Origin of the sequence: Vreelandella hamiltonii (assembly GCF_014651795.1) — a bacterium.
GTDB lineage: Bacteria > Pseudomonadota > Gammaproteobacteria > Pseudomonadales > Halomonadaceae > Vreelandella > Vreelandella hamiltonii.
The window spans coordinates 1-11763 of the sequence record NZ_BMXO01000015.1 but is presented as its reverse complement, the minus strand read 5'-3'; the positions used below and the strand labels follow the sequence as shown (position 1 = coordinate 11763).

General features: G+C 45.7%; 11 protein-coding genes and 1 pseudogene. All 12 read right to left on the bottom strand.

The annotated features are described in order from the left end of the window. Positions 1-89: 89 nt before the first annotated feature. Positions 90-650, bottom strand: a complete 561-nt coding sequence (locus IE061_RS14120; protein WP_230478477.1) for a GNAT family N-acetyltransferase — start codon at positions 648-650, stop codon at positions 90-92. Positions 651-825: 175 nt separating this feature from the next. Then, a complete protein-coding gene (locus IE061_RS14115) occupies positions 826-1599 on the bottom strand; it encodes an aminoglycoside adenylyltransferase family protein (protein ID WP_096922851.1) in 774 nt (257 codons plus the stop codon). Positions 1600-1639: 40 nt separating this feature from the next. Then, on the bottom strand, positions 1640-2110 hold the full coding sequence (locus tag IE061_RS14110) for a GNAT family N-acetyltransferase (RefSeq protein WP_096922850.1): 471 nt from the start codon (positions 2108-2110) through the stop codon (positions 1640-1642). 36 nt (positions 2111-2146) lie between these two features. Then, complete coding sequence (locus IE061_RS14105) at positions 2147-2767, bottom strand: LysE family translocator (RefSeq protein WP_144983204.1); 621 nt, start codon at positions 2765-2767, stop codon at positions 2147-2149. 30 nt (positions 2768-2797) lie between these two features. Then, entirely contained in the window at positions 2798-3763 is a 966-nt protein-coding gene (locus tag IE061_RS14100) for a 5'-nucleotidase (protein ID WP_144983201.1), read from the bottom strand. 43 nt (positions 3764-3806) lie between these two features. Next, positions 3807-3992, bottom strand: a pseudogene (locus IE061_RS18345) (IS1182 family transposase); the annotation flags it as partial. 220 nt (positions 3993-4212) lie between these two features. Then, entirely contained in the window at positions 4213-5262 is a 1050-nt protein-coding gene (locus tag IE061_RS14095) for a bacteriophage abortive infection AbiH family protein (protein WP_193461882.1), read from the bottom strand. A 32-nt stretch (positions 5263-5294) separates the two neighbouring features. Continuing rightward, entirely contained in the window at positions 5295-5951 is a 657-nt protein-coding gene (locus IE061_RS14090) for an HNH endonuclease (RefSeq protein ID WP_193461881.1), read from the bottom strand. Between the two features lie 120 nt (positions 5952-6071). After that, positions 6072-9338, bottom strand: a complete 3267-nt coding sequence (locus IE061_RS14085) for a hypothetical protein (protein WP_193461880.1) — start codon at positions 9336-9338, stop codon at positions 6072-6074. 130 nt (positions 9339-9468) lie between these two features. Further along, entirely contained in the window at positions 9469-10347 is an 879-nt protein-coding gene (locus tag IE061_RS14080) for a hypothetical protein (RefSeq protein WP_193461879.1), read from the bottom strand. 122 nt (positions 10348-10469) lie between these two features. Continuing rightward, entirely contained in the window at positions 10470-10964 is a 495-nt protein-coding gene (locus IE061_RS14075) for a gamma-glutamylcyclotransferase family protein (RefSeq protein ID WP_193461878.1), read from the bottom strand. A gap of 442 nt (positions 10965-11406) precedes the next feature. After that, on the bottom strand, positions 11407-11646 hold the full coding sequence (locus tag IE061_RS18125) for a hypothetical protein (RefSeq protein ID WP_230478476.1): 240 nt from the start codon (positions 11644-11646) through the stop codon (positions 11407-11409). Between the last annotated feature and the right edge of the window lie 117 nt (positions 11647-11763).

The following is an 11763-nucleotide window of genomic DNA, read 5'->3' as shown; positions in this document are numbered from 1 at the left end:
GCGATCAGCGAGGCACCCGCGAGGCAGCGCCACCAATAGAAAAGTAGGCAGCCATCCAGGCTCCACCAGCGGGCGGACACCGCCATCCGCTATGTGGGAAGATCACTGACCAAGCGCCCATACATTGCCGAGTCAGAGACAACGCCATTGACTTCCCAGCGCTGCCTTAGCAGCCCCTCTTGAGAAAACCCGAGCTTACCTAGTGCTTTCGCTGACGCCTGGTTCTCTGGGTCAATCTCTGCTTCAATCCGCCGGAGCCCCAATGAGTTGAAGCCGTACTGAATCAACGCCTCGCCAGCCTCATGAATATACCCCTGCCCCCAGCATGAACGGCCCAACCCAAACCCGATTTCAGCCCGTTTGGATGCTTGATCGTAGCTGAACAGCATGCACTTGCCAGCCAACTCACCTGTCGACTTCACATACACGCCGAGCACCAGCGACACTTCACGGCGCATCGACTCATGACTTCCATTAATGAAATCAATGGCGTCCTGAATCGTTGCCCAAGGTGCAGTGTTCCAATACCGCATGACCTCATGATCAGAAAAGATTTCCAGCAGGCTATCCGAGTCATTGATGGCCAAGGGTTTAAGTATCAACCGCGCGGTTTCAATCACGGGGAAAAATAATCCATTCAATATCAGCACTCCATTTCCATAACTAGCACTGGCTGGCTACCATCTCCAAGTCAGTCAATTTAATCCCCTGGCATCGTGCCCGAACAAAGCCGCACACGGCGCGCCACCAAGAGCAGCCCGTGGCTCGGCTAATAGGGCCAACACTGCGTGATGATTCGCGGTTACTACACCGTTACCAAGCTTTTTACGATAAAGACAAGGTTATAGCGCGCTCCATATAGCCTACCAGTGCATCAAACTCTTCTTGCCTGTCTAGCCATTGATCATCGACGATTCCCAGGTAGCCTTCCCGCGCATACTTCAATTGCGCTGCGTACCTTGAAGGAGCCCGCTTCTCCGCCCACTCTGCAGCCACATCTTTAGGCTCGATAGTGCCGGTAGAGGCTGTGAGCCACATGCGAGCCAGGGTCAAAATCACGTTACGTTCATCCCCTTGCGATTCTGCCAACAAAGTGGGCAAGGCATGTTGAATGGCCACTCGGATATCAGCCATAGGTATCGAGGGGATAACCTCTGCAGCGTTGGGGCCATGAAGCGCCAGGCCATGCTCCCTCACTTTTTTCAAGACGATGACCAGGTCAGGGTCACGGGCAGGGGCTGGTACACTGCCCGCCTCGAACTGCTCGCGCATCCATTCCCCATATACAAACTCCGCTTGCGGAGGAAATGGCCAGGGAGCCTCCCCTGAAACCGTTATCACGGTCAGCTCCAATGGCCTGATGCCATGTATATTGCCGATCGCACCGGACACACTCATCAATTGGGCCGCCAATGCCTTCCTCTGTTCGCGGCACAGCGGCTGGGCAACGCTAATAAGGATATCGACGTCGCTATCAGGTTTTAAGCCGCCTACTACCGCAGAACCAAAGAGGTAAATACCAACAATCGACTCACCTAGCACCTTTTTCGCTACTTGCTGGGCCTGCTGCGCTTCACTGGGTATCGTTGGAATAGCCATCAAAAGGGTGGAATCCTCACGGGTAATGCGACCATTGCCGCTAGTTCTTTAAATCCAATCCCAGAAAATGCGTTCCAGGCACGGGGTTATGCGTGACGGGTGGATGCTCCACAAACCCATATGACTTGTATAGCTTCAAAGCTGCCGTAAATTCGGGCAGTACATCCAGGCAGATTTTCTTGTAGCCACTCTCATTCGCCGCCTGCAGCACTCTATCCATTAGCATGGCCCCCCACTGGTTGCCGCGGGCACCAGGTCGGATATAGACCCGTTTCATTTCACACGTGTGGGCGTCCAGCTTCCGAAAAGCGGCGCAACCCACCGGCACACCCTCTTTTTTCAGCAGAAATATCTGTGACTCTTCAGAGGAGTACTTTTCAGCTAGCTGGCTGAACTCCTGATCATTTCCTTGAAAAGAAAGGTCCACCGACGTGCTGTCGATATACTCTTGATAGAGAGCCAGCACAGCGTGTAGATCATCAGGAAATACCGCTCTCGACACTTCAGGCATGTTTCTCCCCCCAATCGGCAGTCATTTCGATCCCCTTCACTCACGGCGGGCCAACAGCAGCCCTGCTCCCGCACTTCCCAATAACCCGGCACACACTCGATTGAACAGGCGCCGCATGGAGGGGCGCGAGAACCAGTGGCGCAATGCCTTGCCGAAGAACGCGTAACCGGCGATGGCGACCCACTCCAGCATCAGAAACAGCGTCCCGAGTATCAGGAACTGAAGCCCTACGGAACCCGCAGGGTCGACAAACTGGGGCAGGAACGCGGTAAAGATCAGGATGGCTTTGGGGTTGCCCGCTGCCAGCAGGAACTCCTGCCTCGCCAGTTGAAGCAGATTCTTGCCGCCCAGCGCCTCGCTATCGCCTTCTGCTGGGTCTGCGTTCCAGAGCTGATACGCCAGCCAGAGGAGGTACAGCACACCGGCGATTTTGACGGAGAGAAACACCTTTTCGGAGGTATGCAGCACGGTGGCCAACCCGGTAGCGGCCAATGTAATCATGCCCACAAAGGCCACCAACCGACCCATCCCCGCATAGCAGGCCACCCGTATGCCGTATCGCTTGGCATTCGCCATGGAGAGCAGGTTGTTGGGGCCGGGGGCCATGTTCAGGGCAAAACATGCAGGTATGAATAACAGGAGCGTCATCAGGGTCATGTCGGTTCCCACCATCTAAAGTGAAAAGGGTCAGCTACCGGCATCAGGCTCGTCTGCCTTCGCCCTGGGCTGGTTGGTGACACCAAACGGAATATGAACAGAAGGCACCACCGCACTGGCGGACTGCAAATGACCAGACTGATCATCGAAGAAGATGTGCGGCTTCAACACACCCAGCACCCTGCCCTTCTCGATGCCGCCCAGGAAGAACGCATCGTTGGCCATGACACCCCAGCTTTTCAGCGTTTTCAAGGCGCGTTCGTGGGAAGGCGCATTGCGGGCGGTAACAATCGAAACGCGTATACGGTTTTCATACTCCGGGTGGCGCTGTTTGTACGCTTCTTCCGCCGACTGGATTCTTGAAATGCGTACCAGGAACTCTTTCAGTGGCCCAGGATGGTGGGGCTGCATCACGTTCTTGACTTCATGATCATGGAAAGCCGTGAGACCTGATGCCTGCATGACCGACTCGGATTCGTCGCCCGCCAGCACGCCATCAAAGTCAAAAGCGATGCGCAGTGTCTGGTCGTCTTCATCGTCGTCAAACATGGAATCCAGCACCTGCCCCGCCGGGTGCCCGCTGCCAATGGCGGCCTCCACGTCTGGCTTGTGGCCAGACAAAAATAGCGCAATGTTCAACGCGGGAATGTACTCATAGGGCGAACGCCCCTGCATGAAGATCGCCCGGGTAATGCCCAGCCCGTAGTGCTCGATGGTTTTCATGACGCGCAAGCCGGTATCCGGGTCGTTGCGTGACAGCAGCACCACCTCCACCAGCGGGTCTTCCGGGCTGGGGCTCAAGTCGTTCAACGCCAGCAGCCGCTTGATAAACGGAAACGCGATGCCCTTGGGGAGCGGAACCTCAAGATTCTTTTCCTGATATTCGCGGTACTGCTCCTCCCCCTCGCGGCGAAAGACGGCATCGGATTCGCTCAGATCAAAGACCGCACTGGAGGCAACGCCAATGACCAGACGGTTATCGAGTTCGTAGGGCATGCGCTTCCTTTGTGGGTGGTGGGCTGGTGGGGCTTAGTCCTTAGGTGATGCCTTTTGAATAGGCAGACAAGATGATCTTCAACAAGATGGCGGATCATAGGCCAACCGACCTGTCGTTGTGATATCCCGGATTGAAAACCGACAAGTCGAGTTTATTCTCGATCAAGTAATGTAATGCGTATTCAAAATTACCTCACTGGAGCTGATCTTGGTAGTTTAACACTACCATGGCGTTCTAATCGTAGCTGTAAACCTTGAAGCGCGGGATGCTGACTAATCCTCACTTGTTTTTTCCGATCCTTCCAAAGCCTAGCTGTCAAAGGGGTTTTCTACAGCCTCAATGCCTAGCTTAGACGTCGTCGAAAGTGCCACGCAGTTGCGACAGCAATATAAGCGACGCTTTTATGGTCGATTACATCTACTTTTTATACGTTTTCATTTACCTTTACCTATATTAAATCATAGAGTTTAAATTGTCTTATTTTATCACTCTCAACACCTAGCCCAGTCAAAGTTCTTTTATGCCTTTCTTTTTCATTATTCCCGTAATAAGAAACAGACCAGATCACACTTGACGTTAAATTCACAGATATTTTTTTCATATAAGGAAGGTCAATTTTTGAAAGTGAATGACCTAAAATAATTATCTCTCGAATGTGGGTCAAGCTGTCGAATAAACTTGCATTTAATTCAATTATTTCTTTTGTATTCTTATAAGAGCGTAAAAAATACTGAAAAAGCGCATCCTTTCCCAACTCAAAAGAATGATCATAGCTATCAGCCATCTGCTCTATCCATATTTCAGACTCTTCACCACTTAAACCTTCTGGCTGTTTAAGCCCTTCCGAGTTGAAATTATTTGGATCTACACCATGACCAAGAATTAAATTTTCATTTAATTCATTAGCTTTGCCATGAATATATAGAATATTATCTCTTGAGATGCCGTAATATCGCTCTAACGTATCGGTATAATTAAAGTTTATATAGATGGCGTTTTTGTCAAGATTAAGCTTTAGGTCATGATAGAGAGAAGGGAAATCAATATCCCTAATAAACTCTGAAAAGGCTTTAAATAGGACTAAGGTTAGATTGTTAACTACACTCTCAATATCAATAGCAAAGGCTCCCCAATCTCTATCGCGAAAACCAGGTGAGCCAAGATTTGCAATGGAATTACTATGAGCATCTAATACAACTTCTTGATCTAAAAGGGATAAACTCCCTTCGAAGTCAGCCCACAATGTATAGTTATATTCACATTCTCCTTTGTCATCCAAATCGGGTAGGCCAAAATATTCTACGAGCTGCCCATAAATATCAGTGTAATTTTCCTTCAAATAGACACCAAAAGTGCTATATCTGGTATTTAGATTGTGATAAAGATCAAATCCATTGCCAATGACGTACAACTTACTCATTTTTATTAATTCCATGCGATCGATAAATTCAACTTGCGCATAACGGCTTGAATAAGCGGTCGCTTGAGGCGTCAGCAAAATGGTTCGCTGGATTCACTTGCTGGACGCTCTCAGATACCCGATTTCTCAGCCTTTCGCAACAGACGTTTTACCTCGTCGAGAGACCTATTTTCGTTGCCATAGTGCACTACTGCATGGCAATTGGGACAAAGTGGCACCAAATCTTTTGCAGGATCGACTTTGTACCTTGAACCAACTTTGGAAACAGGGGTTTTATGATGCACGTGGATAAAGCCTTGGAATTGCGTTCCGTATTTTTTTCCAAAATCGAATTCACAAATAGCACAACTAGAGCCGTTTGCCTCAATGCAGGCCGCCCTGGCATTAGCGTTACGCTCATAAATATTTACTGATATGGTGCGCTTTCCACCTTCCCACATTGATGCTGGCACTTCCTCAGGCAAAGCGGCTGTTTCATCTGTTACCTTTAAGGCTACTACTTTGAAACCTAGACTATCTAGCTTCGGAACAACTGAAGCCTGACCACCCGAAAAATCCGTATTGAGTAACGGCCGACCAAACTGGTGTTGATATGCTGCCCCGACAATCGCTTTTGAATCGTACTGGCGCCCATTGTAAATGAGCATAAAACTGAGCGCCTTGCCATAGCCATATTTTTCTAGGAATTCAATGCGACCAAGTGTGTCGAATTCTTCGATAGCTTTTAGTACCGCAAGACGGTCAGATAAATCTCTATAATTTGCCATTTCCCCTCACTTTGGCATGACGCCTAACGCCTCAAACACTGGCTTGGTAGAGATGGCGGATTTTTTGAAAAAAAGATGACAGCTTTGCCAAGTCCTCGTGCTTTGACTTGTTATAGGGCTTCACTGACCAAACTTCCTTTTTAGAGACTCAATTACAGGAGCATTACCTACCCCGTCTGGAATTAGAGGGTCATCATTTGAATGAATGGCCATCACTTCTATATCATTTGGCCCTATCTTCCATGCTTCTAAAACATTAATATCAAACTTTCGGATGAATTTTTTCTTCTCTAATGAGTTCTCTACAACCCGTTCATTCTTAACTACTGCATAGCTCAAAATATAGCTTTTTCGCTCGTCAAATGCAGATAGAAACCTATCAAGATTTTCAGATGTAGAAGGGGTCATTGTGTTATTTCTGGCAACCATCTGAACAGTTTTGTTTGAGTCAAAAGTGATGTTTTCACTAATGCAAATTCTGTAATGCGCAGGATTTTTTCGGTCAATATTTCTAATAATTGATATTCTTAATCGATCTCCTTTGTCTTCACTACCAATTTCATTTTCTAAATCTGAAAAAATAGCTTCTGCGGCCTGTTCATCTTCAAAAAGCAAAGTTAATTCAATGTCTCCATTGGGATAAAGTGCATATCCAGTTCCACGCCATACAGTTCTATCCCACAACCTTATTTTGATAAGATACTGTACCTTAATATCTTTATGGGACAAACTTTCACCATCAATCAACCCTTCGGGTGGCTTTCCCTTGCCAGGCTTAAAATCGGTCAATGGTTTGCTCGCCGGTTTAGACTTTGGAAAGCTAGAATCCCATGGCAAAGAACGGAGCATGTCGTATTTTTTGTATTCAGATTCACGCAGAAGAGACTTAATACGACTAACTGCATCATTACCCATTATGTTTTGTAAACCAACAAAGCATGACCCAAATGGTACGGAACGCTCTAGAGCCCTGTCTTCGACAAGCATCGATTCCAAAGTCTTCTCTGTATTTTTGGGCCTAACCATGCGTGAGAATACGTCAATAACAAAATCATGAAGCCATTCTTGAATAATTTTTTGCCCAGAAATGTTCAACATATCAGGGGTAAATGATGAACACAGAACATTCATTTTCAGAGTGCCACTTGCATCATCTATTTCATGTGATATCTCAATTTCGTCATCGTCATTGGCTGTAATTTCAATTTCAAGGCGAGACTCGTATACAAATACTTGATCAACCATTCCTGTTGATAAAAAACCTTCCATGACAGAAAGTAGTGTTTCCGCTAGTTCCACCAAAGGACTTCTAAAAGGAAAACAAACTCCAATTTCACAACCCAGAACGTAACTTTTCAAGTGACCATATCTTTCTTCACAATCAATTAGCTCTGGTACAGCCGCACCTAAATCTGCATCTCTAACCATTACTAGATAATCTATATACTCGTTGTCTATATTCAATTCATACTCATTTTCTACAAGTTCTTCATGACCTAGTGAATATAACAACATGGATCTACTAACGAATAGTTGCGTCTTATCCAAAAGATCGGGTAAGCGTTGAATAGAACTTAGTCCATCGAAAGGGGTATTGAGTATGCATTGAGACAAATATGCATCAAAAGAAAGGTGTTCAGTTTCTGATATGGTTTCTTCTTCAACCTGAGACGAGACAACAGATGCCAGCTCCCACCATGCGAGAGCATAATTTAAGCGGCCTAACTGAAGTTCAACTTTAGCAAGCCGTATATATGCGTATACTTGGGCAGATAGAATGTCACCGCTACGCCAAAATTCGTCTGTAACTATTGATGCAGCGAGCAATAAATTCGCACGCGATGCCCAAAGCAAACCAACTTCCGTGTAAGCTGCTGAAAGAATATTTAATGCGGCATAAAGGTCTTTCTTGGACTCCTTTTTGTATAGCGCTGCAAGAGATTTACCAATTAACTTTATTGATTGATATGGTTCGTTAGATTCTAGGCGCCTTGCGCCCCTTTTTAGCCAGAGAACAGCGCCCCTAACTTCGCCCTCACGACGTGAGGTATACTCTGTGATATAGTCAAGTAAATTTTCATAACTTTCTAATTCGCCAAAAAAACTATCTAACTCGGTAACCAAGTCGGATACTTCATTAAATGAAAAACCTACTAAACTCTCACCTTCTTTCATAATTTCGTGCATTGATGAAAATATGGCTGAAGCTTGGGCTATATTCTTGATGGAATGCAAATTTAGCAATTCAATATAGACCCGAGACATCAGAGAATTACTAGGTCGTTCATCCTTTATTGCAAGCTTATTTAGTTCACCTTTTGCCTCTGACAGAAGTGATTCGATATCCAAATCACTTTCACCTTCACTACCTCGATAGTAGCTCGAATAGAGACCAAGAAGCGATACTGTATCTCCCCATTGGCCCGATTGTTCAATTCCTTTCGCTAACTGCAAACATAACAATAGTTGCTCACCAAATATAGCCATGTCTTCAAACCACCAATAGGCAGCCCAAGCATACTGATAATGAGCATTAAATCGATGAAAAATTGTGCCAAAGTTTTCAGCTGCTCTAATAGCTCTTAGAAAAAGACCTTGCGTTTCAATTGAGGGCTTTTCGAGCTCTTTTGACAATACCGCGATTTCTAATAACCAATCCAATTGGTGAGGGAGAACTTTACTAGTTTCTATTTCATTTTTTATTGCTACTTCGAGCTCATTTAGCCTTACATTTCTAGCGTAGTCATTAACTCCGATTTCTATTTCTCGGCGCCAGTCTATATCAATCGACAAGCAATCAATTGCTAATTGTTCGTAGCCATTGGTGAATATTTGATCCAGTATCCAAGAGATATCAAGAATTCTTACATCAATTCCAGTTTCTTTATTTAACGAATCTTCCAGCTCACTGCGCTGATTAGCTTTTGCATACATATTTGTTACATAAAATGCTTTTGTGTAATCTCGTCCAGTGGCCTTTATTTTTCGAACATCTTTCTTGCACTTGGCTTTCCAATCTTCTTGTGTGCTTACTGCAAAAGCCCATCGTTCGTTATTGGAATTTCCTTCAACTCCTATATACCAAAGAACTTTAGATTGTTCTGATACAGGAAAGGTTTGTGTATCTACTTTTCCATCACCACCAGCAACCGGACCTGTTTGTTCCAGCAAATTTGGGCAAATTACTTTCTCACAGAGTTTTTTAGCGAAATCTTCAAATGCCAACTCCATATTTCTTCTGTTAAGCGTAGACAGCTGAAATTCCAAAACAGAACGATCTAGTTTACCTACATCCTTAGTTATTGAATCCGAAAAACGCTCTGGCCTTCTAGCTTTTAGAAATGCCTTTGGTGAAATACTTGAAGTACTTGCTATCTCTGCTTCCATTTTTTCACCCATTTTCTTGTGAATATTTAAAGCTATTCTTTTAAAGGCTAAACGTTTAGTAGGGCTTTAACCTATCAAGCAGCCCTATAACGCCTAAAGCACCGGCGCAGTCTTATCGCGTCCGGTGCCTTTATTTGTTAGGCTCTGATATGTACGAAACAATTACTGGTTGCCTTTCGACTTTCGCTTTAGCCTGCATCTCTATTGGAGAGAAGTCATGCCAGTAAAGTTTATTCGATGATGGATCAAATACCCATGGATGATCTAAAGCCTCATATTTTCCTAACTCACGGCCACGAAGATAGATTTTCTGCTCATCGTGTGGCAATTCAGGAGGCCAGTAAACACCAATGTGCTGCTGATTCATGTTCTGGTATATTTTGGTTAACTGTGGTGCACCACCTATTTCTCGAAAGCGTTTTGATGAAAGAACTTTAACAAAAGCTTCTGACGGGATCATATCAAGCTTAAATCCAGTTTTTGTGTTCTTTTTTTCGCCTTCAGAAACAATACGAGAGATTGCACTAACAGGTTTTTTATCACCTATTACAGCTAATAACTCACCATTTATTTCTTTTGATGGCTTGAGCTCAAACTTCTTTCTCTTGGAGTTAAAAACAACTTTATTTATCATAAATTCTTTCTTACGCGCTGAATACCCTGCAAAAATAAATGTGCAGTCTGGCACTTCTAAAGATGGGTCAGCGGCATCGGAAACAAAATTAAGTGATTCATTAAGCATTCGAATTATTTTTTTTCGTGCATCAATAAAATCTACGGCCCGCTCTCTTAAGTTAATGAATGATTCTACGTAAGACGTAACTTGTGCAATTAACGGGTAGCTCCACGCTGTATCACCTGCAAATGCAACTACAGCATCACTTCGACCCATCCCAAATATCTTTGGCCCATAATCCCAACACTTTCCACCACTAAGCCGACTATCAGACATCACCCAGAGTTCACGGCCAGTATTCGTTTTTCTAGTCCAAGAAACGACAACCGTCATACTTTTCCTTTGATACGTTTAGTTGGCACAAACACCGCCTATTAGCCAAACGCCGCCAGCACGCGCGGCTTTGTAGCGTAGGCGCAGCCGCAACGAAAAAGCCGTCGCCGTGCCTGGCCTTGTTAACTGTGTATGGCACGCTGCTTTGCATCTCTTTCTCTATCACTATCCTCGACTGCGTCAATCGAGTTGATTTTAGCTTCGATATAATCCGATGGAAGCGATGCTTCGGCTGCTCCTACTAAGACGTGATTTACATACCAAGAATACGGTTTTAATTTCTCGTCTATCTTCGTAGCAATGTAGGTTGTCGCCACTATTGGAGAGTCGTCATGAGCTTTGACTGTCACTTTCTTTTCAGCGTACCCATACCCAAGCCCCTCCGCCTTGTCTAAAGCAGATTTCTCGTTTGGATCAATTTTGAACAAGACGCCATATATCATATCCCCGGAATCCGAGGTGAAATAAGCGTCACACTTTCCTGAACCATCCTTGCTCGACTTGTGAAACCTCAAGTCGTGCTCGGCGAGTGCGAAACAACCAACAGGTTCCGCACTTGGAACTCGTTCTCTTAATCGAGAAAGTGACATATTCGACCCGTACGCGAAGTAATGCATGATTCTCCTGAACAGTTAACAGTGGTTATATAGCCCGCTACATAACCCCAATAACTGGGCGATCACAGCCATTGATGTTGTGCAGCCCCAAATAAACACCTAAGTCATTGATTTTAAAAACCACAACCTTAGGCTAGGCTACATATCCTCTATTATCGTGCCCGCTCGTTTTGCCTGTTTAATCATACTCTATTCATAAAATCTGCTTAGGTCACCTATCTGGCGAAAATTTTTTCGTGACTTGGGTGCCTGCATCGGCACCGCGTTGCAGTGCTTCGCGGGTGCTTCACTTCGTTCGTTACGCCGCGCTACGGGGTTGGCTGGCTAGGTGGGTTGATCTTTGCGGCTGAAGTGGACTCTTGCTTTGTGATTGGCTTGGGTGGCTGGATCGGCACCGCGTTACGGTGCTTCGCGGGTGCCTCGCTTTGCTCGTTACGCCGCGCTACGGGGTTGGTGGCGTTGTCGTTGTTGGTGGCGTTATCGTTTTTGGAGGCATTATCGTTGGGTTGGTGGCTTGATCGTCGCGCGCTGAAGCGCCCTCCCACGTCACACATCCTACACCCCTCATTTCCCTCATTTCCCTCATTTCCCTCATTTCCCTCATTTCCCTCATTTCCCTCATTTCCCTCATTTCCCTCATTTCCCTCATTTCCCTCATTTCCCTCATTTCCCTCATTTCCATCGCATCTCCTTTTGTAGTGGTTCAATAAAACCGGGCACCAACGTAGGTGGTAATATTGCCACCAGAAGCGAGGTGTCTGATGACCAAGAAACGACGTACTTTTTCTCCTGAATTCAA